The organism is Streptomyces sp. 63XJN7_1_ISO-PGPR-S23-121 (assembly GCF_056173025.1).
Genome location: NZ_CM149653.1, coordinates 4,920,934 through 4,944,790, shown reverse-complemented (window position 1 = coordinate 4,944,790; position 23,857 = coordinate 4,920,934). Strand labels below are relative to the sequence as shown.

The 23,857-nt window shown below is 73.8% G+C and carries 17 protein-coding genes and 5 pseudogenes; 8 read left to right on the top strand and 14 right to left on the bottom strand.

Translation table 11 applies throughout. The features are described 5' to 3' along the window. Nucleotides 1–128 precede the first annotated feature (128 nt). Together AC0VYN_RS21935 and AC0VYN_RS21930 are read right to left on the bottom strand one after the other, a co-directional pair. Nucleotides 129–1,418, bottom strand: a complete 1,290-nt coding sequence (locus AC0VYN_RS21935) for an SWIM zinc finger family protein (protein WP_475532340.1) — start codon at nt 1,416–1,418, stop codon at nt 129–131. After that, a pseudogene (locus tag AC0VYN_RS21930) lies at nt 1,415–4,289 on the bottom strand (DEAD/DEAH box helicase). Before AC0VYN_RS21930 ends, AC0VYN_RS21935 begins: the two are co-directional and overlap by 4 nt. 257 nt (nt 4,290–4,546) lie before the next feature. Here AC0VYN_RS21930 and AC0VYN_RS21925 point away from each other — a divergent pair. Beyond that, nucleotides 4,547–4,729, top strand: a complete 183-nt coding sequence (locus tag AC0VYN_RS21925) for a hypothetical protein (RefSeq protein ID WP_385465909.1) — start codon at nt 4,547–4,549, stop codon at nt 4,727–4,729. A gap of 4 nt (nt 4,730–4,733) precedes the next feature. On the opposite strand, the gene AC0VYN_RS21920 is transcribed toward AC0VYN_RS21925, so the two are convergent. From AC0VYN_RS21920 to AC0VYN_RS21910, 3 genes and pseudogenes are all read right to left on the bottom strand, one after another. Continuing rightward, on the bottom strand, nt 4,734–6,122 hold the full coding sequence (locus tag AC0VYN_RS21920) for a tannase/feruloyl esterase family alpha/beta hydrolase (RefSeq protein ID WP_475532339.1): 1,389 nt from the start codon (nt 6,120–6,122) through the stop codon (nt 4,734–4,736). A 146-nt stretch (nt 6,123–6,268) separates the two neighbouring features. Further along, complete coding sequence (locus tag AC0VYN_RS21915; RefSeq protein ID WP_475532338.1) at nt 6,269–7,162, bottom strand: hypothetical protein; 894 nt, start codon at nt 7,160–7,162, stop codon at nt 6,269–6,271. A gap of 139 nt (nt 7,163–7,301) precedes the next feature. Next, a pseudogene (locus tag AC0VYN_RS21910) lies at nt 7,302–7,599 on the bottom strand (hypothetical protein). Nucleotides 7,600–7,696: 97 nt separating this feature from the next. Between AC0VYN_RS21910 and AC0VYN_RS21905 the strand changes: the two are divergent. Beyond that, nucleotides 7,697–8,593: an oxygenase MpaB family protein gene (locus AC0VYN_RS21905; protein WP_475532337.1), complete on the top strand. Its 897-nt coding sequence runs from the start codon at nt 7,697–7,699 to the stop codon at nt 8,591–8,593. On the opposite strand, the gene AC0VYN_RS21900 is transcribed toward AC0VYN_RS21905, so the two are convergent. After that, nucleotides 8,579–9,103: a PadR family transcriptional regulator gene (locus tag AC0VYN_RS21900; RefSeq protein WP_475532336.1), complete on the bottom strand. Its 525-nt coding sequence runs from the start codon at nt 9,101–9,103 to the stop codon at nt 8,579–8,581. The two genes, AC0VYN_RS21905 and AC0VYN_RS21900, sit on opposite strands and share 15 nt — an antisense overlap. Before the next feature lie 171 nt (nt 9,104–9,274). Between AC0VYN_RS21900 and AC0VYN_RS21895 the strand changes: the two genes are divergently transcribed. Further along, nucleotides 9,275–10,087, top strand: coding sequence for an alpha/beta fold hydrolase (locus tag AC0VYN_RS21895; RefSeq protein WP_475532335.1), 813 nt, complete (start codon nt 9,275–9,277; stop codon nt 10,085–10,087). Here AC0VYN_RS21895 and AC0VYN_RS21890 read toward each other — a convergent pair. Further along, nucleotides 10,036–10,636, bottom strand: a pseudogene (locus AC0VYN_RS21890) (class I SAM-dependent methyltransferase). The gene AC0VYN_RS21895 and the pseudogene AC0VYN_RS21890 overlap by 52 nt on opposite strands. A 314-nt stretch (nt 10,637–10,950) precedes the next feature. On the opposite strand from AC0VYN_RS21890, the gene AC0VYN_RS21885 reads away from it, so the two are divergent. Next, complete coding sequence (locus AC0VYN_RS21885; protein ID WP_475532334.1) at nt 10,951–11,556, top strand: GTP-binding protein; 606 nt, start codon at nt 10,951–10,953, stop codon at nt 11,554–11,556. A 69-nt stretch (nt 11,557–11,625) separates the two neighbouring features. Here AC0VYN_RS21885 and AC0VYN_RS21880 read toward each other — a convergent pair. Next, nucleotides 11,626–12,055: pseudogene (locus AC0VYN_RS21880) on the bottom strand (PPOX class F420-dependent oxidoreductase). A gap of 106 nt (nt 12,056–12,161) precedes the next feature. Between AC0VYN_RS21880 and AC0VYN_RS21875 the strand changes: the two are divergent. Both AC0VYN_RS21875 and AC0VYN_RS21870 read left to right on the top strand, forming a co-directional pair. Then, nucleotides 12,162–12,575 carry a roadblock/LC7 domain-containing protein gene (locus tag AC0VYN_RS21875; RefSeq protein WP_385465939.1) on the top strand — a complete coding sequence of 138 codons (414 nt, stop codon included), beginning with the start codon at nt 12,162–12,164 and terminating at the stop codon, nt 12,573–12,575. Between the two features lie 138 nt (nt 12,576–12,713). Next, nucleotides 12,714–13,751 (top strand): DUF6397 family protein, encoded by a 1,038-nt coding sequence (locus AC0VYN_RS21870; protein WP_475532333.1) that lies wholly within the window; start codon nt 12,714–12,716, stop codon nt 13,749–13,751. Between the two features lies 1 nt (nt 13,752). Here the strand turns inward: AC0VYN_RS21870 and AC0VYN_RS21865 are convergent, their stop codons facing one another. Both AC0VYN_RS21865 and AC0VYN_RS21860 read right to left on the bottom strand, forming a co-directional pair. Further along, complete coding sequence (locus AC0VYN_RS21865) at nt 13,753–14,619, bottom strand: acyl-CoA thioesterase (RefSeq protein ID WP_385465945.1); 867 nt, start codon at nt 14,617–14,619, stop codon at nt 13,753–13,755. A gap of 19 nt (nt 14,620–14,638) precedes the next feature. Continuing rightward, nucleotides 14,639–17,152, bottom strand: a complete 2,514-nt coding sequence (locus AC0VYN_RS21860; protein ID WP_385465948.1) for a DEAD/DEAH box helicase — start codon at nt 17,150–17,152, stop codon at nt 14,639–14,641. A gap of 157 nt (nt 17,153–17,309) precedes the next feature. On the opposite strand from AC0VYN_RS21860, the gene AC0VYN_RS21855 reads away from it, so the two are divergent. Beyond that, on the top strand, nt 17,310–18,104 hold the full coding sequence (locus tag AC0VYN_RS21855; protein WP_385465951.1) for a metal-dependent hydrolase: 795 nt from the start codon (nt 17,310–17,312) through the stop codon (nt 18,102–18,104). Between the two features lie 71 nt (nt 18,105–18,175). On the opposite strand, the gene AC0VYN_RS21850 is transcribed toward AC0VYN_RS21855, so the two are convergent. The 4 genes and pseudogenes from AC0VYN_RS21850 to AC0VYN_RS21835 all read right to left on the bottom strand — a co-directional run bounded on the left by AC0VYN_RS21850 (nt 18,176) and on the right by AC0VYN_RS21835 (nt 22,878). Further along, entirely contained in the window at nt 18,176–18,442 is a 267-nt protein-coding gene (locus tag AC0VYN_RS21850; RefSeq protein ID WP_475532332.1) for a type B 50S ribosomal protein L31, read from the bottom strand. A gap of 68 nt (nt 18,443–18,510) precedes the next feature. After that, complete coding sequence (locus AC0VYN_RS21845; protein WP_475532331.1) at nt 18,511–18,981, bottom strand: DUF5709 domain-containing protein; 471 nt, start codon at nt 18,979–18,981, stop codon at nt 18,511–18,513. Nucleotides 18,982–19,257: 276 nt separating this feature from the next. Then, nucleotides 19,258–21,040, bottom strand: a pseudogene (locus tag AC0VYN_RS21840) (ABC transporter ATP-binding protein). Continuing rightward, nucleotides 21,037–22,878: an ABC transporter ATP-binding protein gene (locus AC0VYN_RS21835; RefSeq protein WP_475532330.1), complete on the bottom strand. Its 1,842-nt coding sequence runs from the start codon at nt 22,876–22,878 to the stop codon at nt 21,037–21,039. The pseudogene AC0VYN_RS21840 and the gene AC0VYN_RS21835 overlap by 4 nt, the downstream one beginning before the upstream one ends. Before the next feature lie 215 nt (nt 22,879–23,093). Here AC0VYN_RS21835 and AC0VYN_RS21830 point away from each other — a divergent pair, with 215 nt between their 5' ends. Continuing rightward, nucleotides 23,094–23,840 carry a hypothetical protein gene (locus tag AC0VYN_RS21830; RefSeq protein WP_475532329.1) on the top strand — a complete coding sequence of 249 codons (747 nt, stop codon included), beginning with the start codon at nt 23,094–23,096 and terminating at the stop codon, nt 23,838–23,840. Nucleotides 23,841–23,857 lie beyond the last annotated feature (17 nt).

Sequence of the window (23,857 nt, the reverse complement as noted above, 5' to 3'; positions counted from 1 at the left end):
GCCCGAAAGGACCGCTCCGGCCTCGTCCGTCTCCACCGGACGAGGCCGGAGCGGCCGTCGTGGGGCACCCGCCCCGCGACGCGCGGGTGCCGGATCCGACGCCCCCGCCGCCGCGGGTGGTCACGGCGTCACGGCTCGTCCCCGGCCGCCGCCGAGGCCAGGGCCGTCGCCGGGTCCTGCGCCGGACCGCCCACCGGAACCCAGCGGCCGCCTTCCTCGCGGAACGGCCACCAGCGGCCGGCGCGGTCCAGGCGGAGCTGGTGCGGAGAACCGACGGCGGTCCACCGGTTCGCCCGCGCCCGCAGGGCCGGCCGTTCCTCCCCGTCCCACGCCGAGTCCAGTGCCGCACGCGCGCGTGCCAGCGCGTCGCCCCGCACCGTCCACTCCTCCTCGAGCACCGACAGCGCCGCCCCGCCCCCCAGCCGCCACGCGCGCACGGCGGCGGCCAGCGCCTCGGGGCCGCGCCCCGAGCCGTCGCCGAGCCGGTCCCGCACGGCCGCCCCGGGGCCGCCCGCGGCGAGCCGGACCGCGTCCTGCGCGGCCGTCGGCTCCGGGCCGTGCGGCTGCCGGTCGTGCCCGGGGCGCAGGGCGTCGCCGAGCAGACGGTGCGCCTCCGCCGCGGTACGGGAGGCCAGGAAGACCAGCGCCGCCGGGTCGACGCCGGACGGGGGCGCCGTCTCGGTGTCCAGGGCGGGCGGCTCTCCCGGTCCGTCCGGCAGAAGGGGCGGCGGTGGCAGCGGGGGCAGTATCTGTCCGGCCGCGTACGCCTCGGCGGCGTCCACCCCTTCCGGCCGTGCGGCCGGCGCTTCGGCGGGCGTGCCGTCGTGCGCCTGCAGGGCGGACAGCACGGCACTCTCGCCGCGCCCGCGCATCAGCAGGAGGACGAGGGGATCCTGGTCCAGCAGCCGCGCCACCTGGTAGCAGAGCGCCGCGGTGTGCCCGCAGTGGTCCCAGGCGCCGCAGTCGCACTCCGGTTCCAGGTCACCCAGTCCCGGCAGCAGGTCGATGCCGGCCGACGCCGCGTCCTCGACGAGATGCGGGGGCATCTCCCCGTCCAGCAACGCCGCGACATGCCCGGACCGCTCGACCGTCATGTCGACAAAGCGATCCCACTGCTCGGGTGGCAGCTCCTCCAGCAGGACGTCGGCGCGGTGTGCCGTACGGTCCCGGTCCTGGACCACCGCCGTGATGCGGCCCGGCCGCACCGAGACCGCTCCCACCGCTCCCGCGCGCGCGAGACGTCGCCCCGCCTTCACCTGCGACCCGTCCAGGGCCGCGTCCTCCAGGGCCTTCAGCCAGGCCTGTCCCCACCAGGTCCGCGCGAACCCCCTGCCGTGCGCGGGCGGCAGCGGGGCGAAGGTCCGCTCCTCGTCGCCGTTCCCGCCCTCGAACGCGCAGTCACCGTCGTGCCGGGTCATCGGACACCCCCTCGCAGGTCGACCAGATCGGACAGTTCGGCGTCCGTCAGCTCCGTGAGCGCCGCCTCGCCCGCACCCAGCACGGCGTCGGCCAGCGCGCTCTTGCGGCTCAGCAGGGCCGCGATGCGGTCCTCCACGGTTCCCTCGGCGATCAGCCGGTGCACCTGTACCGGCCGGGTCTGGCCGATGCGGTGGGCACGGTCGGTGGCCTGGGCCTCGACGGCCGGATTCCACCAGCGGTCGTAGTGCACGACGTGCTCCGCACGCGTGAGGTTCAGTCCGGTGCCCGCGGCCTTGAGGGACAGCAGGAAGACGGGGACCTCGCCGTCCTGGAACCGCCGTACCAGCGACTCCCGTCCGGCGACGGACGTACCGCCGTGCAGGAGGAGCGCCGGCACGCCGCGGGCCGCCAGATGCTGCTCGAGCAACCGTGCCATCCGCACGTACTGGGTGAACACGAGCACACTCGCCTCCTCGGCGAGGATCGTGTCGAGCAGCTCGTCCAGGAGCTCCAGCTTCCCGGAGCGGCCCGCGATCACCGGCCCGCCGGGGCGCTCCTCCTTGAGGTACTGCGCCGGGTGGTTGCAGATCTGCTTCAGACTCGTCAGCAGTTTCACGATCAGTCCCCGCCGCGCCATGCTGTCGGCCCCGGCGATCTCCGCCAGCGCCTCGCGCACCACCGCCTCGTACAGGCCCGTCTGCTCCGCGGTCAGCGACACGGGATGGTCCGTCTCGGTCTTCGGAGGCAGTTCGGGCGCGATCCCCGGGTCAGACTTGCGGCGCCGGAGCAGGAAGGGGCGCACGAGCCGGGCCAGCCGCTCCGCCGCGGCCGGGTCCTGGCCGCTCTCGACGGCCTCCGCGTAACGCCTGCGGAAGGTGCCGAGCCGGCCCAGCAGCCCCGGGGTGGCCCAGTCCAGGACGGCCCACAGCTCCGAGAGGTTGTTCTCCACCGGCGTGCCCGTGAGCGCCACGCGCGCGCGTGCGCCGATGGAACGCAGCTGCCGCGCGGTGTCCGAGTAGGGGTTCTTCACATGCTGGGCCTCGTCCGCCACGACCATGCCCCACTCCGCCGCGGCCAGCCGTTCCGCGTCCAGACGCATGGTGCCGTAGGTGGTGAGCACGAACTCGCCGTCGGCCAGGTCCGCGAGGTCGCGCCGGGGGCCGTGGAAGCGCCGCACGGGCGTGCCGGGCGCGAACCGCTCGATCTCGCGCTGCCAGTTGCCCATGAGGGACGTCGGGCAGACGACCAGGGTGGGACCGGCGGCCGAGGCGTCGGTCTGCCGGTGCAGGTGCAGGGCGATCAGCGTGATCGTCTTGCCGAGGCCCATGTCGTCGGCGAGGCAGCAGCCCAGACCCAGGGACGTCATGCGGGCCAGCCAGTTCAGGCCCCGCCGCTGGTAGTCGCGCAGGGTGGCGGCCAGGGCGGCCGGCTGGGCGACGGCGTCCTGTCCCTCGGGATCGGCGATCCGCTCCCGCAGGGCCGCGAGCCATCCGGTGGGCCGCACCTCGACGCGGCGTCCGTCGACCTCCGTGGAGCCCGTCAGGGCCGCGGCGAGCGCGTCGACGGGCGTGACCTTGCGGTCCTGTCGCGCGCGGGCCCGGCGGACCTCCTCGGGGTCAACGAGGACCCACCGGTCGCGCAGCCGCACCACGGGCCGTCCGGCCTCGGCGAGCCGGTCGAGCTCCTCGCGCGTGAGCCGCTCGTCGCCCAGGGCGATCCACCAGTCGAAGGCGAGCAGCGCGTCGGCGGACAGGAACGACGGCCCGGCGTCCCCGGACGCGCCGCCCGGCACCGGTTCGCCGTCGGACGGCCCCACCTCCACCCGGGTGGTCAGGTCGCGGGACAGTTCCCGTGGCCAGTGCACGTCGACGCCGGCGCCGGACAGGGCGCGGGCGCCCGCCCCGAGGAAGCTCGGTGATCTCCTCGTCGGCCAGTTCGACGGCCTCCGGCACGGCGGCCGACAGCAGCGGGGCGAGCGGCGGCCAGGCCCGTGCCGCACGGCGCAGCGCGAGCAGGGTGTCCGTCCGCGCGCGCGTGCCGAACGCGTCGCCCACGGCGTTCGACCACACCTCGGCGGCATCCGCGACGAGCGCGGGGTCGCTCACGCTGTGCACCTGCGGCACGGCCCGGAACAGCGGCGACGCGTCCTCGGAGGCGGCCGGCAGGTCGAGCACCTCGACGCGTAGCGACAGGCGTACGCCCATGTCGTGCCCCGCGGCGACGTCGGCGGCCCAGCCACGCAGCTCGGGCAGTCTCCGGGGCTCCACCGCCGCGTATGCGGGCCCGCCCGTGACCAGCGCGGCGGCGGGGGAGCGGGGCAGGGCGTCGGCGACGGCGTCCAGGAAGGCGCGCACCAGCCGTTCCGGGTCGGGGAGCCGCAGCGGTCCGGTGCCGTCCACCGGTACCGCGTGCGCCTCGGGGGGCATGGCGGCCGCGAGGTGGCGGATCCGCTCGGTCTCCCGTGCGTCCAGCGGCCCCGCACGCCATGCGTCGTGGTCGGTCCCGGACAGACCGGGCAGCAACAGCCCCCGCGCCACCAGGTGCAGGGCCTCAAGGGCGACGGCGCCCCAGAACACCGCCGTCGGGTGCCCGTCCGGGTGGGCACGCGCGCGCGTGAGGACCGGCAGCGCCTCCCGAACCGGCAGCAGGACGGCCGGCACGCGAGCCGGCTTCACTCCGTCGCCGTCCGGGACCACGACCGTCAGGTCCACGGCCGACGCCGACGGGACCGGCGGCGGGTCCTCGCCGGCGGGGCGCCAGAAGGCGACCGCGCCGGCACGGGCGGGATCGCCGGGCAGGAACACGGCGCGGCACCGGGCGAGTTCAGGCACGGGGAGGGCGGTTGCCGGGAGGGTCGTCTGCGCAGCGATGGCGAAGTCCTCAAATTTGACTAGTTTGGGATGCGGTCGCCGATTGTACAGGTACGAAGACACCGCGAGGTGCGACAATGCTGTGCAATGGGTCACTGCCCGGCCGAGGGTGCTCCGGGCGCCGTCACCCGCGGCGTCTCGGGGTCGTGCCGGGGTCGGATCTCGGGGTCCTCTCAGGGGCGGAGTGCGGAACTGCGGGAAGCGCGGGCCCGTTCCCAGGACAGAGAGCGGCAGTGGCCGCGAAGTGGAGGCGCATCATGTCGAAGAACGCCAAGATCGCCGCGGGGGGTGTGGCGGCCGGACTCGTCCTGCTCATCTGGCTGCCCTGGTGGGCCGCCCTGCTGATCGTCCTCGGAGTCCCGGCCGCCGCGTACCTCACGCTGGACCCCTCGCAGCGGCGCAGGCTGCGCCGCGCCACGCGCAAGGAGCTCGGTCGCTGACCCGCTAACGCCGCGCCGAGGTGCGCTCGGCCAGGGCGCAGGAGTTGACCACGTCGCCGTCCGCCGGCCTGCCGATCGCGTGGTCGGCGGGCGGCGTGGTGCCCCGCTCCACCCATCCGGTCAGAGCGTCGAACGCGGACCGGAAGCAGGGCAGGATCGGGCGCAGCCTCGTCGGATGGGTGTCGTGGAGCCCGTCGACGTGAGTGCCGCCCTCGACCGTGTAGTAACGGTGCAGCCGGCCCCGCCCGCTCGCGTCGATCATGCGCGCGTACACGTCGGAGTCGGCCGTTCGGGGCAGCAGCGCGTCGAGGTCGCCGTGCAGGGTGATCATCGGCTTCCCGATGCGCCCCGTCAGCGCCACCCGGGCCACGGCGCGGTGGACGGACGCGGGACGTGCCGCGTAGTCGTAGGCCGCGTCGGAGGAGCACGGCGCCAGGATCTCCTCCAGTGAGGATCCGGCGGACGGGCCGGGGCAGGCGGGATCGTAGGCCGGGTCGAACTCGGCGCGGTAGACCTTCTGGGTCAGACCCCAGTAGGCCTTCTCGTGGTACGGCCACAGGAACTCGGAGCCGCGGGCGAACCCCGCAGCGTACATGTCCTCGTCCCGTGCCGCGCCGAGGCCGTGGGCCACCGCCGTGGGCAGCGACGTGAGCAGGCTGGGGCCGTCCGCCGTCCACAGCGCGCCCTCCCAGTCCACGCCGCCGTCGTACAGCTCCGGGTGGTTCTCCAGCTGCCAGCGGGTGAGGTATCCGCCGTTGGAGATGCCGGCGATGTACGTGCGGCGCGGCGCGTGTCCGTAGCGCTGCGCCACCACGCGCCGTGCGGCCCGGGTGAGCTGGGTGGTCCGGGTGTTCCACTCGGCGACCGCGTCCCCGGGCCGCTTGCCGTCCCGGTAGAAGTCCGGCCCGCTGTTGCCCTTGTCGGTCGCCGCGTAGGCGTATCCCTGGGCGAGGGCCCGGTCGGAGATCGCCGTGTCCGTCGCGTACTGCTTGCGGGTGCCCGGCGCGCCCGTCACGACGAGGCCGCCGTTCCAGTGGTCGGGCAGCCGGATCACGAACTGGGCGTCGTGCTGCCAGCCGTGCGTGGTGTTGAAGCGCGAGGAGTCCGGGAAGTAGCCGTCGATCTGGATGCCCGGGACCCCGGACGGCGTGAGGGTGCCCGCGGCCGTCAGGCCGGCCTGGTCGGCCATGTCCGTGTACACGGTGCCGGCCAGTCCGGTGGTCGTCAGGTCGGCCAGGCAGGCGCTCCGCTCCAGGGCGGCGCCCGGCACCCGCACGCGCTCCTGGCGGCCGCAGTGCCCGCCGCCCTCGGCGGCGGTGGCGGGCGACGGCCCGGTGAGCGCCGCCGCCGTCATCGCGGCGGCGAGCAACGGGACGGCACGGGACAGACGCATGGAAGACCTCCAGGGGCGCGACGGGGTAGTGAAGCCGATGGCCGCCCCATCGTGATGGCCCACCCCGTGCTCCTCCATGGGTTGGAGCCACATGGAAGGAGAGCTGCGCATAGAGGTTGAATACAGCGGGGGCGTCGGCCCCCGGGTCAGCTGGGCCGGACGGCCATCTTGTCGAGGGCGTCCAGAAGGCCGGGCAGCTCGGTCCCCCGGCCCACCGGCAGCACCTCGCCGGGTTCGTCGTCGAGCAGTACGAAGGCGATGTCGTCGGTTCTGGCCACCAGGGACCAGCCGGGGCCGTCGGCGCGCAGGGTCCGCGCGTCGCCGGGCGCGAACGACGACCGGACCCGGCCGAGCGGCGGTGGCGTGCCGACATAGGCGCGGGCTTCCGCGAGCACCCTCCGGACACCACCGTGTCCCGGGACCCCGGCCGCGGCGGTCGCGCCGGCGGACACCGGGGAGGCGTCCGCGTCCGCGGAGCTTGTCCCGCCCTCCCGCTTCGCGTCGTCCTTTGGGCCGGACTCACCGGCCGGCGCCGGGAAGTCGGCGTCGTCGACCTGTTCCCGCCACTGCGTCCACTGGAGCGCGATCTCGTCGGCCCCCAGACGCCGCTGGGCGGGCCCCCACACCGAGGTGTCCGGCGGCGCCAGCGGGGGCCGGTCGGCGGACTCGGGGCCGGGGTCGTGCGGCGCGGGCACGTCCGGGGCCGCCACGGCGACGGCGAGGGGCCAGCCGGGCAGGGCGGTGACGACCGTGCGCTCGTCCGGCGACAGGTCGTACTCCATCCCGCAGTCCCAGGAGGCCACGGCGACGGCGACCAGCGAGACGTCGTCGACGACGACGGTCCACCGGGCGCCGTCCCCGTCCTGACCGAGCACCAGGCCGTAGCCCTCGGCCAGCGGGGGGAGACCGAGCGCGGCGCACGCCTCCGGATAGTCGTCGCCCAGCACACTCGGGAACTTCGCCGGTGTCAGCAGCACCGCCGTGAGCACGTAGAGCGCATCGTCCGCGGCGGCGACGGTGTCCTCTTCCGTCCCTGCCATCCCAGCCTCCCCATCGGTTCGTCCAACGGCGCGCACCCTAGTGCGACCAGGAGGCCCTTGTCACGAGCCCCGGACCCGGCCGAGCTGCAGTTTTCCGGCTGGACGGGGGCGAATCGACCACCTCGGAGGGCCGTGCGGGTCACCCCGCCGGAAGCCCGAGCAGCGCACGGGCCACCTCCCGCGGCGACATGCCGCGTTCCCGTGCGAGCGCGACGACCGCCCGGCACGCCAGCTCGTTCACCCCGAAGGAAAGGGCCTCCGGCGAAACCCAGCCCGCAGCCTCGTCGATGCCGTCCCGGTCGTCGTCCGCGCATGCCGAGACGTACGCGGCGGCGGCCTCGAACAGATTGTGCGAGCGTGTGTCCCGCTCCGCTCCCCCCCTCCGTGCGCCGGGTGCCGCCCCGTCCGCCCCATGCCTTGCGGATCCTGCCGAACATGCTGACCGCCCTCCCCCTGCAAACGTCATGGCTGATCGTGCATCTCCCGCTACTCAAAGTAGAGTTGAAGTGTCGACGGCAGAAGGGGACACCCACGGTGAAGCGCTTCGAACGGCTCGAGGAGATCCGGCGGATGGACCCGTACCGGGACGCGTCGGAGATCTATCGGCTGTCCTCCGCCTACGAGTTCCCGTGGGACTACACCCGCGCGCTGGAACTCGCCCTGTACCGCACCTACGCCGTGCCGAGCATCGGCCGGCTGCTGGCGGAGACGGCGGAGCTCACGGACCGTCCCCAGAAGCGGTACGACGACACCGTGCTGCTCCTCGACGCCGTCGTCGAGCACGGCTTCGCCGGCGAGGAGGGGCGCACGGCGATCCGCCGCATCAACCGGATGCACCGCAGTTACGACATCAGTGCCGACGACATGCGATACGTCCTGTGCACCTTCGTCGTGATGCCCAAGCGCTGGATCGACGCCTACGGATGGCGCCGGATGTCCGGCCACGAGACCGTCGCCTGCGCCGTCCACTACCGCACCCTCGGGCGGTATATGGGCATCAAGGACATCCCGGAGTCCTACGAGGAGTTCGAGGCCTGCCTCGACGCCTACGAGCAGGCGCACTTCGCGTGGGACGAGGGCGCGCGCCGGGTCTCCGACGCCACGCTCGACCTCATGGCCTCCTGGTACCCGCGCCCCCTCGCGCCCCTGCTGCGGACCGGCACGCTGGCCCTGCTCGACGAGCCCCTCCTGCGGGCCTTCCGCTACGCCCCGCCGGGCCCCGCCGCCCGTGCGGCCGTGCGCCGTGCGCTACGGCTGCGGGGGCGCGCGGTCCGCCTGATGCCACCGCGGCGCGTCCCGCACCACGCCCGGCAGAACCGGGAGGTCAAGGGGTACCCCGACGGCTACCGGCTGGCGGACCTGGGCACGCGCCCGGTCCCCGGTGTGGCGGGCTGCCCCGTACGCCACATCGGTACGTCAGCCGTCGAGTGAACCGAGCGTCTCCCGCAGCCAGGCCAGTTCGGTACGCGAGGTCGCCCGCGCGATGGTCAGCACGCCGCGCCGGAACGGATCGTCCAGCTCCTCCGCGCGCAGCGGCCGGTCGCCGTCGTAGAAGAAGCTGGCAGGCTCCTCCAGGAAGGCCAGCCTGCGGCGCAGGACGGCCGCCTGGGAGGCGGCGTCGTCCAGGTGCCTGAGGAAGGCGAGCACCGTGAACCAGCGGTTCTCGTCGGTGATGTCCCGCCGCTCGGGGTCGGCTAGCCGGCGGCGCAGTTCACGTCCGCCCTCCTCGGTGAGCGTCAGGACGTGCCGTGGGGCGGCGACCGAGCCGGGCTGCGTGGTGCGCGCGAGCAGCCCCGCCTTCTCCAGCCGCTTGATCGCCGGATAGAGCGTGCTCTCGGCGACGGGACGCACGTGTCCGGTCAGTGCGCTGATGCGCTTGCGCAGCTCGTAGCCGTGCAGCGGGGCGTCGTGGAGGAAACCGAGGATGGCGAGCTCGAGCATGCCAGCATTCTCGCGCACGTCCGCTGTACATCGGCCATCTCCTGCCTCGGTCCACGCGTACCCCCACTCACGGATACCTCGACTGACTCATACATCGGGAACGATGTATTGTCCCTCGGTAGGCGGGGAACGCCGGCAAACGCCGGGGAACGCCGGACGAGGGGAGACGGGATGAGAGAGACCGAGTTCGACGGCAGGGGAAGCCGCATCCGCTGGACGGAGGCACCGGGGACGGATCCGGCGCGGGTGTACGTGCACGGGCTCGGGTCGATGTCGGCCGTCTACCACGCGCACATCGCGGCGCGCCCCGAACTCGCCGGCCGCCGCAGCCTCTTCGTCGACCTTCCCGGCCACGGCATCAGCGACCGGCCGCAGGACTTCGGGTACACCCTCGACGACCACGCCGGAGCGCTGGCCGCGGCGCTGGACGCCGCCGGTGCCGCCGGCGCCGAACTCGTCGCGCACAGCATGGGCGGAGCCGTCGCCGTCGTCCTGGCGCACCGGCGGCCGGAACTGGTCTCCCGCCTCGTCCTCACGGAGGCCAACCTCGACGCCTGCCCGCCACCGGGCGCCGGCAGCAGCGGCATCGCCGCCCACGACGAGGACGACTTCGTGAACGGCGCCCACGCGCGCGTGCTGGAGCGCGTCGGCCCCCAGTGGGCGGCGACGATGAGGCTGGCCGACCCGCGCGCCCTGCACCGCTCCGCCGTCGGCCTGCGACGCGGATCGGAACCCGTGATGCGCACCCTGCTCGAGGGACTGGACATCGACCGCGTGTACCTGCAGGGCGAGTTGAGCGGGGAGCTGCCCGGGCGGCGGGCCCTGGAGGCCGCGGGCGTCCGCGTCGTGACCGTGCCGGGCGCCGGACACAACGTGATGCTCGACAACCCCGACGCCTTCGCGGCGGCCGTCGCGGGCCGGGACCGAGCAGGTCAGCCCTCGCGGACCGCCAGGGCGAGGAACCGGGCGTCCTCGTCGGCGTAGGAAGTCATGCGCCACCCGGAACCCGCCAGCAGCGGCCGGAGGCTGGGCTCGGCCCGCAGGTCGTCCGGGGTGATCCGCCGCCCCTGCCGGGCCGCGAGCGCCGCCCTGCCGATCGGGTGGAACAGCGCCAGCACGCCGCCCGGACGCACGACCCGCGCCAGTTCCCTCAGGTCGCCCGCCGGATCGGGCAGATGGGCGATCAGCCCCGCCGCGAACACGGCGTCGAGCGAGCCGGACCGCAGCGGCAGCGCGGCCACGTCGGCCAGCAGCAGTCGCCCGTCCCGGTCCCTCCCGGCCCGTACGGCGGCCTCGAGCATGGCCGGGGTCAGATCGGGCTCCCACCACCACTCCCGACGGACCCACGGCCGCCCGCAGCGGCGGCAGGGCACGTCCGGTGCCACAGCCCGCGTCGAGCACCCGGTCCCCCGCGCGCAGACCCAGCTCGGCGACGGCGGCCGCGTAGGCGGGGCCGTCGTCGGGGAACCGGCGGTCCCAGCCGGCGGCGCGGGCCGCGAAGAACTCCTGCACGTGCGTGTGGTCGTCGCTCATGTTCCGCATGATCCCCCAACCGGCACCGGGGATGCCGCGGCGCACACGTTCGAGCGTGACGCGATCGTTCCAGAGCCTCTCCGTGTCAGATCCCGGCAGCTTTCGGACGCGCCCCCGTTGTGCGCCTTCGGCAGGACTAGCGTCCCGGGGCCATGGGACACCTGGACCACGCCGCCCCCGGCCGACGGACACCCGCCCTGCCGTACGCGAGGGCCCGCACCCGTGCCGCCCGCACAGCCCGCCCGCGCACACCGAGGCCGCCGCACGCACCCACGGCCGCCGGTCACCGCCCGCACCCCCGAGAGAAGTGATCGATGGTCTCCGAGCACCCCGACGCCGCCGGCGGCGACACGACCGCCCTGGTGGTGAAGATCCTCGTCGCCGGAGGCTTCGGGGCGGGCAAGACCACCCTGGTGGGCGCGGTCAGCGAGATCGGACCGCTGCGCACGGAGGAACCGCTCGGCGAGCCCGCCCGGGGAGCGGACGACACCGGCGGCGACGAACGGAAGGTCACCACGACCGTCGCCATGGACTTCGGACGCATCACCCTCCGGTCCGGGCTCTCCCTCCACCTCTTCGGGACCCCCGGCCGGGACCGCTTCCGGTTCCTGTGGGACGGACTCGCGCAGGGCGCCCTCGGCGCGGTCGTCCTCGCGGACACCCGTCGCCTGGAGGACTGCTTCCCGGCGGTGGACTACCTCGAGCACCGGCACCTCCCGTTCGTGGTGGCCGTCAACCGCTTCCCGGGCGCTCGCCGCCACGCCGACGACGACGTCCTGCGCGCCCTCGACCTCGACGCGGCGACGCCGGTGGTGCCGTGCGACGCGCGGGAACGCGACTCGGGGAAGGATGTGCTGATCCGGCTAATCGAGTACGCCGGGCGGGTGCACGCCGCCCGGCTGCTCGACTCCGTGCGGTGACCGGCCTCCCGCACGCGGCGGCGAGCGGCCTGTGGACGCCGCCGCACCACTGCCCCCGCCGGAGGGGACTCAGTCGGCCACGTCCTTCAGCGCCATGACCTTGTCGACGGTGACGCGGACCAGGAAGCTCACCCGGGACGCCGTTGCGGGCCCCGAACTCCTCGGCGCGATCCTCGCCCATGTACCGTGCCGCGATCCGCGTGGCCCAGTGCCGGAGCTCCCCGAGGTCCTCCGAGATCCTCGCGCGGCCCTGGAGCACCACGAAGCCGAAGGGGGGCCGGTCGTCGTCCACACACAGCGCCACCCGGCCGTCCCGGGTCAGATTGCGTCCCTTCACGGTGTCCCGGCCGGTGTTGAACACCACCTCGTCCCCGTCCAGCAGGAACCAGACCGGCGCCACATGCGGACTGCCGTCCGCGCGGACGGTGGAGAGCTTCGCCGTGCGGGTGCCGTGGGAGGCGAACGCCTGCCACTCGTCATCGGTCATCTTCTGTGCCATGCACCCATCCTCCTTGCCCGCGGCACGGGTGTGGGGAAGGCTTGCGGGCAGATCCCCCGGGCAGGGGGAGACGACGCATACGGGGAAAACACGGGGAGACCGGATCATGGGGCAGAAGCAGGGACTCGGCTGGCTGCTGGACGACCTGACCGAGCGGGTGGAACACGTACGGCATGCGCTGGTCCTGTCCAACGACGGGCTGGTGACCGGAGCGAGCACCGGACTGCGGCGGGAGGACGCCGAGCACCTCGCCGCCGTCTCGTCCGGCCTGCACAGCCTGGCCAAGGGCTCGGGCCGGCACTTCGGGGCCGGCGGAGTACGGCAGACGATGGTCGAGTTCGACGACGCGGTGCTGTTCGTCACGGCGGCGGGCTCCGGGAGCTGCCTGTGCGTGCTCAGCGGGGCGGAGTCCGACATCGGGCAGATCGCCTACGAGATGACGCTGCTCGTCAACCGGGTCGGCGAACACCTCGACGTCGACGCGCGACAGCCTGACCGGCATCCGCCCATAGACCTCTGACCAGGTCTTTCCACAGCCCGCTGGGAGTGCGTGCGGAGTTGTACACAGGCTCCCCACGGAGTGCGCGGCAGCGTCTACGGTTTTGTGTCCGGCGGCCGGGGACGGCGCCGGCCGACACACTCCACGGGGGAGACGACCATGTCCGCGAAGACCATCGGGTACGACAGCACGGCGACCGCCGAGCCGATCACCACCGCTCGGGAGGGTGCCTTCGCGCCGAGCCGGGCGGCACGGGAACTCGGCCTGCGGCGCGGTGAGTTCGACATCGCAGTGCAGCTCGGACGCATCCGCACCCTGCCCGACGACGGGGGAGGCGGGCGGCGGGTGCCCCGTGCCGAGATCCGGCGGATCCGCGCGGACCCGGGCTTCCCCGACGCCCTGCGCCGCGCGGTCCGCACGGTGGGAACGACGGACGGCGCCGCGCTCCTGGAGGTCACCAAGGCGCGGTTCACCCGCCTCGCCCGACTGGGGCTGCTGGTGCCCACGACGTTCTCCCTCAACCGCTACGGGGCCGTCGTCTGGAGGTATCTCGCCGACGACCTGGAGGCGTTCGCGGCCGACGGGCGGAACGCGGCGCTGCTGACGGGGCGCATGCCGGAAGGCCTGCGGGGCCAGCTGGCGGAGGGGCTGGACCTGCGCCCCCGCAACTGGCGGGGCCGGCACCTCGAGTGTCTGCTCCGCCGCACGGACGCCCCGTGGGCGCGGGCGGCCTCGGTGGCCTCGCTCCTCGGCCCCGTCGACGTCGCGGAGGTCGTCGGGGACCCCTACGAACGCTCCCGGCTGAGCCGGTTCCGCCCCTCCCGCCCGTCCCACGGCTCACCGGGATCCCTGGCGGCGCAACTCGCCGAGGAGCTCATGACGGCGGCCGATCCCGACGAGATCGACCGGCTCCGGGCCGACCTGGCGCGTGCGGTGCGCCACGCGCGCGCACTCCGCCCGGCACCGCGCCCGGCCCCGCGGGGGCACCGGAACCGACCGGCGCCGACGCCCGCATCCGCATCCGCATCCGCACCGCACGGGCATCGCCGGGTGCCGACGGCGCACCGGCCCCGGGCCGCCCACCCCGCCCTCCAGCCCGTGCCGAACCCGTCCGCTCCGGTGCCCGCGCGGCACCGGGCCGCCGAGCCCGGACGGCTGCGCGGCCTGCTCGGCAGGCTCCGGCGCGGTTGTACCTGACCTACAGGGACCGGAACAGCCCCTCCTGGACGACGGACACCAGCAGGCGTCCCTCCACGTCGTAGATCCGCCCACGGGCCAGTCCCCGCCCGCCGGTCGCGATCGGGGACTCCTGGTCGTACAGGAACCACTCGTCGGCGCGGAACGGCCGGTGGAACCACATGGCGTGGTCCAGCGACGCCATGTCGAACCCGCGTGGCCCCCACAGGGGTTCCACCGGGATGCGCACGGCGTCGAGGAGGGTCATGTCGCTGGCGTAGGTGAGGGCGCAGGTGTGGACGAGCGGGTCGTCGCCGAGCGGCCCGACCGCGCGCATCCACACGGCGCTGCGCGGTTCGGCGTCCGCCACCTCGTCGGCGTTCCAGCGCAGCCGGTCGACGTAGCGGATGTCGAACGGCTGACGGCGGGCCATCCGCTCCAACTGCTCGGGCAGCGCGCCCAGATGCGCCCGGATCTCGTCGGCGAGCGTCGGCAGGGACTCGGGGTCCGGGACCTTGCGGGCCGGCGGCAGCTGGTGCTCGAAACTCCCCTGTTCAGGCTTGTGGAAGGAGGCGGTGAGGGTGAAGATCGTGCGGCCCTGCTGCACGGCGGTGACCCGACGGGTCGTGAACGACCTCCCGTCGCGGTCCCGTTCGACCTGGTACACGATCGGCACGCCCGGGCGCCCGGGGCGCAGGAAGTACGCGTGCAGCGAGTGCACCGGGCGGTCGCCCTCCGTGGTGCGGCCGGCGGCGACCAGCGCCTGGCCGGCCACCTGGCCGCCGAAGACGCGTTGCAGCGACTCCTCGGGGCTGCGGCCGCGGAAGATGTTGACCTCGATCTGCTCCAGGTCGAGCAGGGCGACGAGGCTCTCTGCCGGGTTCGTCATCGGTGGAACTCTCCTGTGCTCACAACTGGCCGACATCGGTGACGCGGACGACCGCCCGGCCCTCGGCGTCCGAGGCCGCGAGATCGACCTCGGCGCTGATGCCCCAGTCGTGGTCGTCGTCGGGGTCGTCGAAGATCTGCCGCACGCGCCACAGGCCGTTCCTCGGCTCCTCCTCGATCACCAGCAGCTTCGGACCGCGGGCGTCGGGACCGGTGCCGAGGTCGTCGTACTCGTCCCAGTACTTGTCCATGGCCTCGCCCCACGCGTCGGCGTCCCAGCCGGCGTCGCCGTCCATCTCGCCGAGCTCCTCCACCTGGTCGAGAGCGGCGAGCTCGACCCGGCGGAACATGGCGTTGCGGACGAGGACGCGGAAGGCGCGCGCGTTGGCGGTGACCGGCCGTACCTGGTCGGCCTTCTCCTGGGCCTCCTCGGCGGTCATGACCTCGGGGTTGGCGAGCTGCTCCCACTCGTCCAGCAGGCTGGAGTCGACCTGGCGCACCATCTCGCCGAGCCACTCGATCAGGTCCTGGAGGTCGTCGGACTTCAGGTCGTCGGGGACGGTGTGGTCGAGCGCCTTGTAGGCGCTGGCGAGGTAGCGCAGCACGATGCCCTCGGTGCGGGCCAGCTCGTAGTGGGAGACCAGCTCGGTGAAGGTCAGCGCCCGCTCGTACATGTCGCGGATGACCGACTTCGGCGACAGCGGATGGTCACCGACCCACGGGTGGCTCCTGCGGTACGTGTCGTACGCGTGGAAGAGCAGTTCCTCGAGCGGCTTCGGGTAGGTGATGTCCTGGAGGCGCTCCATGCGCTCCTCGTACTCGACGCCGTCCGCCTTCATCGCGGCGACGGCCTCGCCGCGCGCCTTGTTCTGCTGGGCGGCGAGGATCTGCCGGGGATCGTCCAGCGTGGACTCCACGACCGACACCATGTCCAGGGCGTACGACGGCGACTCGGGGTCCAGCAGCTCGAACGCGGCCAGTGCGAAGGTGGACAGGGGCTGGTTCAGTGCGAAGTCCTGCTGCAGGTCCACGGTCAGGCGGACGATGCGGCCCTCGGCGTCCGGCTGGTCGAGCTTCTCGACGATGCCGCCGTCCAGCAGCGAGCGGTAGATGGCGATCGCCCGCCGGATGTGCCGCAGCTGCTGCCTGCGCGGCTCGTGATTGTCCTCCAGCAGGTGCCGCATCGCCGCGAAGGCGTTGCCGGGCCGGGCGATCACCGACAGCAGCATCGTGTGCGTCACCCGGAAACGGGAGGTCAGCGGCTCCGGCTCGGAGGCGATGAGCTTCTCGAACGTGCTCTCCGACCAGGCCACGAAGCCCTCGGGGGCCTTCTTGCGGACGACCTTGCGCCGCTTCTTCGGATCGTCGCCGGCCTTGGCGAGCGCCTTCTCGTTCTCGATGACGTGCTCGGGCGCCTGGGCGACGACGAAGCCCTCGGTGTCGAATCCCGCGCGCCCGGCCCGCCCGGCGATCTGGTGGAACTCCCGGGCCCGCAGGGTGCGCACCCGGGTGCCGTCGTACTTGGTCAGGGCCGTGAACAGCACCGTGCGGATCGGCACGTTGACGCCCACGCCGAGCGTGTCGGTCCCGCAGATCACCTTCAGGAGACCGGCCTGCGCCAGCTTCTCCACCAGCCGCCGGTACTTGGGCAGCATGCCGGCGTGGTGCACACCGATGCCGTGCCGGACGTAACGGGAAAGGTTGCGGCCGAACTTCGTGGTGAAGCGGAAGGCGCCGATCAGCTCGGCGATCTTCTCCTTCTCCTCGCGCGTGCACATGTTGATGCTCATCAGCGCCTGCGCCCGCTCCACGGCCTGCGCCTGCGTGAAGTGGACGATGTAGACGGGCGCCTGCCGGGCCTCGAGCAGGTCGGTGAGCGTCTCGGTGAGCGGCGTGTACCGGTACTCGTAGGACAGCGGCACCGGGCGGGTGGCCGAGCGGACCACCGAGGTGGGGCGGCCGGTGCGGCGCGCCAGGTCCTTCTCGAAGAACGAGACGTCACCGAGCGTGGCCGACATCAGGACGAACTGTGCCTGCGGCAGCTCCAGCAGCGGGATCTGCCAGGCCCAGCCGCGGTCGGGCTCCGCGTAGAAGTGGAACTCGTCCATGACGACCTGGCCGATGTCCGCGTGCTTGCCGTCGCGCAGCGCGATCGAGGCCAGTACCTCGGCGGTGCAGCAGATGACGGGGGCGTCGGCGTTCACCGAGGCGTCGCCGGTGAGCATGCCGACGTTCTCGGTGCCGAAGAGCTTGCACAGCTCGAAGAACTTCTCCGACACCAGCGCCTTGATGGGGGCCGTGTAGAAGGTGACCTCGTCCCGGGCCAGGGCGGCGAAGTGGGCACCCGCGGCGATCATGCTCTTGCCGGAGCCGGTGGGCGTCGACACGATCACGTTGGCGCCGGAGACCACCTCGATCAGCGCCTCCTCCTGATGGGGGTAGAGCGTGAGACCGCGCTCCTGCGCCCACGACTCGAAGGCTTCGTACAGGGCATCGGGGTCGGCGGTCGGCGGGAGCTGGTCGATGAGGGTCACGCCCCCATCTTGCCTGGCCCGGCCCGGGATGCGGGAATCGGTTGCCGGAACGAAGATCACGACCGCTACGCTGGGTCGCCGACGGCGCGTCACCGGACCCGGTATCGGACCCGGACAACTGGACAGCGGCAGACGAGGAATGGGGCGGGCAACGGCGATGATGGGACCAGCGCACTCACTGTCGGGCGCCGCTGCCTGGCTCGGCGTCGGAGCGGCGACCGCCGCGGCCGGACACGCGATGCCGTGGCCGGTCCTGCTCGTCGGGGCCCTGATCTGCGCGGGCGCCGCGCTCGCCCCGGACCTCGATCACAAGGCGGCCACCATCTCGCGGGCCTTCGGGCCGGTCTCCCGGTGGCTGTGCGAGATCGTCGACAAGCTGTCGTACGCCGTCTACAAGGCCACGAAGAAGCGGGGCGACCCGCGCCGCTCCGGCGGTCACCGCACGCTGACGCACACCTGGCTGTGGGCCGTCCTGATCGGGGCGGGCGCCTCGGCCCTGGCCCTCACCGGCGGACGCTGGGCGGTGCTCGCCATCCTCTTCGTGCACATGGTGCTCGCCATCGAGGGCCTGCTGTGGCGGGCGACCCGCGGCTCCAGCGCCGACGTGCTGGTCTGGCTGCTCGCCGCGACCAGCGCCTGGATACTCGCCGGGACGCTGGACCGGCCGGACGGCGGCTCGGACTGGCTGTTCACCGCGCCCGGCCAGGAGTACCTGTGGCTGGGGCTGCCCATCGTGCTGGGCGCGCTGGTGCACGACATCGGGGACGCCCTGACCGTCTCGGGCTGCCCGATCCTGTGGCCCATACCCGTGGGCCGCAAGCGCTGGTATCCCATCGGTCCGCCGAAGGCCATGCGGTTCCGGGCGGGAAGCTGGGTGGAGCTGAAGGTCCTGATGCCGGCCTTCATGGTGCTCGGCGGAGTGGGCTGCGCGGCGGCGCTCAACTTCATCTGAGGCGCCCGCCGGGCCCCGGCCGTGTCCGGCCCGGACCGGCCTCCGGCCCCCTGGACGCGCGCCCCGGCGGCTCAGCCGGTGCCGCCCTGTCCCTCGCCGCTCCCGTAGCGCCGTTCGAAGCGGGCGACGCGCCCCTCCGAGTCGACCGTCCGCGCCTTGCCCGTGTAGAAGGGGTGGCTCTCCGAGGAGATCTCGACGTCCACCACCGGGTAGGTCTCCCCGTCGTCCCACGCGATGGTCTCCTCGCTGGTGGCGGTGGACCGGGTGAGGAAGGCGTATCCCGCGGCGCGGTCGCGGAAGACGACGGGCCGGTAGCCGGGGTGCTTGTCCTGCTGCATGGCTGCTCCTCCTACGGCGCGGCGCGGATCTTCGGGGCGGCGGGGCGGGGACGCCGCGGCGAGCGGTGTCAGCCGGGCAGGGTGTCCTCGTCGACGACGTGCATCGCGGCCTCCTCGGCGGACGCCGCCGCGCCGTCGATGCCCACGTCCGTGGCGACCAGCGCCGGCTCCTCGTCCTCGTGCGCCCCCTCGTCGGGTGCCACGAGCCGGCCGGAGCGGTCCGCGCCGACCTCGTCGTCCAGCAGTTCGCCGTCGGTGCCGTCGGAGTCGCCCAGGCCGTCGCCGTCGGGGGCGCGCGGATCCGGCCGCTCCTCGGCGAGCCGCTGCTCCAGCGTCTCGCCCCGGCGCCGTTCGGCGGCGGTCACACCGGTGTGCTCGACCGCCCAGGGGCGCTCGGGCGGGGACCAGCCCCGGTCGAGGGGATCGTCGACACCGTCGTACTCGAGGGTGTCCTCGCTGTCGAGTACCCCGGTGTCCTCCCTCTGCTCGGAGGCGTCGGGCTGGTAGACGTCATCTCCCCATCCGTCGGCGCTGTTCACGGGTACCTCCAGGGGGTGGGGGGCGTCCCCTTCTCACCGTGGACCGCGGCGGGCCGCCGCTGCACGGGGGCACTGGCGCCACCCGTCGCCGGATCACGCGGTTCCCGGGCGTTCCCCGAGCCGGTGCCTTCTTCCAGCCTTCCACTCCCGTTCGGGACCGCGCAACGGCACGGGCCCGGCCGGGGGCCCGGCGGCCCCCCGCCGGTGACGCGGGCGTTCCCGTCCGTCACGTACGCGGGCCCACGGGCCTTCGCCGTGGCCCCGGCCGAACCCCGGTCAGCCGTGCCACGACCGCCAGAGCGCCGCGTAGGCGCCGTCCGCCGCGACCAGCTCGTCGTGACTGCCCAGCTCGCTGATCCGGCCGTTCTCCACGACGGCGATGACGTCCGCGTCGTGGGCGGTGTGCAGGCGGTGCGCGATCGCGACCACCGTGCGGCCGTCCAGGACGCGGGCCAGGGACCGTTCGAGGTGCCGCGCGGCCCGCGGGTCGAGCAGGGACGTCGCCTCGTCCAGCACCAGGGTGTGCGGGTCGGCCAGCACCAGCCGGGCGAGCGCGATCTGCTGGGCCTGCGCCGGCGTGAGCGGGTACCCGCCGGAGCCGACCTCGGTGTCCAGGCCCTCGTCGAGAGCACGGGTCCAGTCGTCCGCGTCGACCGCTCCCAGCGCCGCCCACAGCTCGGCGTCGCCGGCGCCGGTGCGGGCGAGGCGGAGGTTGTCGCGCAGGGAGCCCACGAAGACGTGGTGCTCCTGGTTGACGAGCGCTACGTGCGAGCGGACCCGCTCGGCGGACATCCTGGACAGTTCCGCGCCGCCCAGCGTGATGCTGCCCTCGCGGGGCCCGTATATGCCGGCGAGCAGCCTGCCCAGCGTCGACTTGCCCGCGCCCGAGGGACCCACCAGGGCCACCCGCGTCCCCGGCGCGACCTCCAGGGACACCTTGCGCAGGACGTCCACGCCCTCCAGGTAACCGAAGTGGACCCGGTCCGCGCGCACGTGCCGTCCGTCGGGCGCCAGGGAGGCGTCACCGGCATCCGGCTCGATGTCCCGCACGCCCACCAGCCGGGCCAGCGACACCTGGGCCACCTGGAGCTCGTCGTACCAGCGCAGGATCAGCCCGACCGGGTCGACGAGCATCTGCGCGATCAGCGCGGCCGTGGTCAGCTGGCCGACCCCGATCCACCCCTGCAGGACGAACACGCCCCCGATCAGCAGGACGGAGGCGAGCACGGTGACATGGGTGACGTTGATGACGGGGAAGAGCACCGACCGCAACCAGAGCGTGTACCGCTCCCAGGCGGTCCACTCCTTGATCCTGCGCTCCGACAGCTCGATGCGGCGGGCGCCGAGGCGGTGGGCCTCGACGGTGCGTCCGGCGTCCACGGTCTCGGCGAGCGCGGCGGCCACGGCGGCGTACCCGGCGGCCTCCGAGCGGTAGGCGGCGGGCGCCCGGCGGAAGTACCAGCGACAGCCGATCACCAGCAGTGGTACGGCGAGCAGTACCACCGGCGCGAGCGGCGGCGCGGTGACCACGAGCCCGCCGAGCAGCAGCACCACCCACACCACGCCGATGGACAGCTGGGGCACGGCCTCGCGCATGGCGTTGGCGAGCCGGTCGACGTCCGTCGTGATCCGGGAGAGCAGATCACCGGTGCCGGCCCGCTCCAGTACGCCGGGCGGCAGCCCGACCGACCGCACGAGGAAGTCCTCGCGCAGGTCGGCCAGCATGCGCTCGCCGAGCACGGCACCGCGCAACCGCACCTCCCGCACGAACGCGGCCTGGACGACGAGCGCCAGCACGAACAGCGTGGCCGTGAGCCCGAGGCGCAGCTCGCGGGTGTCGTCCGAGACGCGTTCCACGAGTCCGCCCAGCAGGGCGGGACCCGCCATGGAGGCGATCACCGCGACGGTGTTCACGGTCACGAGCAGGAGGAACGCACGGCGGTGCCGGCGCAGCAGCTCGCCCGCGTAGGCGCGTACGGTCGCGGGAAGCTCCGACGGGCAGGGTGTTCGCCGTCGTCGGGGCCGCCGGGTCGTACGACGGTGGCGCCACGCCGATCATGCCGTCTCCTCGATCTCTTCCAGTCGGTGCAGTACGTCGTCCAGCGGCTCGGCCGGACGGGAGCCGCCGCGGTGCGGCACGTCCCCGGTGTGCCGCGCCGCGGTCTCCTCGTCGGTCTCGCGGGTGACGACGGCCCGGTACCGGGGTTCGGCGCGCAGCAGGTCCCGGTGGGCGCCCACGGACACCACCCGGTCCTCGTGCAGGAAGACCACGCGCTCCGCGCGGTCCAGCAGCAGCGGCGACGAGGTGAACACCACCGTCGTGCGCCCCGCGCGCAGGCCCCGCACGCCCTCCGCGATCCGTGCCTCGGTGTGCGAGTCCACCGCGGAGGTCGGCTCGTCCAGGACCAGCACCTCCGGGTCCGTGATCAAGGACCGGGCGAGGGCGAGCCGCTGCCGCTGCCCGCCCGAGAGGGAGCGGCCCCGCTCGGTGATGCGGGCGTCCAGCGGATCGCCGGCGCCCGACGACCCCTGTGCGAGCGCAGCCAGTACGTCCCCGCACTGGGCCGCGTCCAGCGCGTCCTCGGCGGCGACGGCGCCGGACGCGGGTACGCCGAGCAGGTCCCGCAGCGTGCCGGAGAGCAGCACCGGGTCCTTGTCCTGGACCAGGACGGCGGTGCGCGCGGAGTCCAGCGGCAGGTCGTCGAGCGGCACCCCGCCCAGCAGGGCCGAGGTGCCCTCCTCGGCGGGGTGTCCGCCGAGGCGTTCCGCCAGGCGGCCGGCCGCGTCGGGGTCGCCGCACACCACGGCGGTGAGCCGGCCCGCCGGCGCGAGCAGACCGGTGGCCGGGTCGTACAGGTCCCCGGCCGGCACCTCGGCGGGGCGGGAGCCGGCGGTGTCCGTGGCCCGCTCCAGCGCCAGTACGCGTGCGGCCCGCCTGGCCGAGGGCCGGGAGAAGGAGTACGCCATGGCGATCTCCTCGAAGTGCCGCAGAGGATACGTGAGGATCATGACGGAGCTGTAGACGGTGACGAGTTCGCCGACGCCGATGCGGCCCTCGCGGGCCAGGCGCACGCCGTGCCAGACCACCGCGACCAGCAGCAGCCCCGGCAGCAGCACCTGGATGGCGGCGATCAGGGACCACATCCGGGCGCTGCGGACGGCCGCGTGGCGCACCTCCTGGGAGGCGCCGCGGTAGCGGTCGAGGAAGAGTTCCTCGCCGCCGATGCCGCGCAGCACCCGCAGTCCCGCGACGGTGTCCGAGGCCAGTTCGGTGGCGCGTCCGGCCTTCTCGCGCTGGACGTCGGCCCGCCGGGTGGCGCGGGGGAGCAGGGGCAGCACCGCCAGCGCCAGCACCGGCAGTCCCACCGCGACGACGATCCCGAGCGACGGCTCGTAGAGGACCAGGCCGACGCAGACCAGCACGATGGTCACCGCCGCCGCGGTGAACCGGGACAGGGCCTCCACGAACCAGCCGATCTTCTCGACGTCGCCCGTGGAGACGGCGACGACCTCGCCGGCCGCGACGCGGCGCGTCAGGGCCGAGCCCAGCATCGCGGTCCTGCGGGCCAGCAGTTGCTGGACGCGGGCGGCGGCGGTGATCCAGTTGGTGACCGCGGAACGGTGCAGGAAGGTGTCGCCGAGCGCGTTGCCGGCGCAGCACAACGCCATCAGCCCACCCGCCGCGGCCAGTCGGGCACCGGACCGGTCGACGACGGCCTGGACGGCCAGGCCGACGCAGAACGGCAGGGCGGAGACGGAGGCGAAGTGCAGCAGCCCCCAGGCCAGCGACTTGAGTTGGCCACCCAGCTGGTTGCGGAACAGCCACCACAGGAATCGGGGACCCGAACGCGCGTCGGGCACGCCCGGGTCGGGATACGGAAGGTCTTGGATCTGCATGACGTCCCAGAGGCTCGTGTCAGGGGGTGCCGCGCAACACGGCATCAAGAGGCTGCAAACCGTGACAGGTTCGCGTCGCGGCACGCCCAAAATCAAGCGGTTTTCCGCGATGGGGAACGAATCCGGCTGCTGTGCGCGAGGCGCGCGGCGACGGGGCCCGCACAACGTCCGGGGCGGCCGGGGGCGTTCCGGGCGGCGAGTGCGACCATGGACCGATGCGAAGTGGTGGAGCACGGCGTACGGCGGTCGCGGCGGTGGCCCTCGGTTCTCTTCTGACGGTGCTGTCCGGCTGCGGCGGAGGGCCGTCCGGGCACGATACGAGCCGGCCCGCCGGCGGCGCGGCCGGCACGAGCGGCGCCCCGGCCGATCCCACCCGCATCCCGGGCGTCGGCGACCGGTTGCAGCAGCGCATCCCCGCCGAGTCGCGTCAGGTCGTCGCGGTGTACGGCGAGGGCAGGGACTCCGCCGCGTCCACGGTCGTGCTGTACACGAAGGAGGGTTCCGCCTGGCACCGGACCCGGAGCTGGGCGGCGCACAACGGCCGTAAGGGGTGGACGACCGACCACCACGAGGACGACAAGCGCAGCCCGGTGGGTGTCTTCACGCTCAGCGACGCGGGCGGCGTGCTCCCCGACCCGGACCCGGCTCCCGGCGCGGGACTGCCCTACACCCGGTCCGCCGCCTTCGCGACGCCGCGCTCGTGGGGCAGGTCGTACTGGCACGACTTCGACTACGTCATCGCCATCGACTACAACCGGGTCAGGGGCACGTCGCCGAACGACCCGACGCGCCCCGAGGGGACGGCCAAGGGCGGTTCGATCTGGCTGCACATGGACCACGGCAGCGGCACGTCCGCCTGCGTCAGCCTCCCCAAGGAGGGGATGGAGTACCTGCTGCGCACGCTCGACCGGGACCGGCATCCCGTGGTGGTGATGGGGGACAAGGCGGACCTGGAGGCCTGACCGGCGCGCGGGGCGCC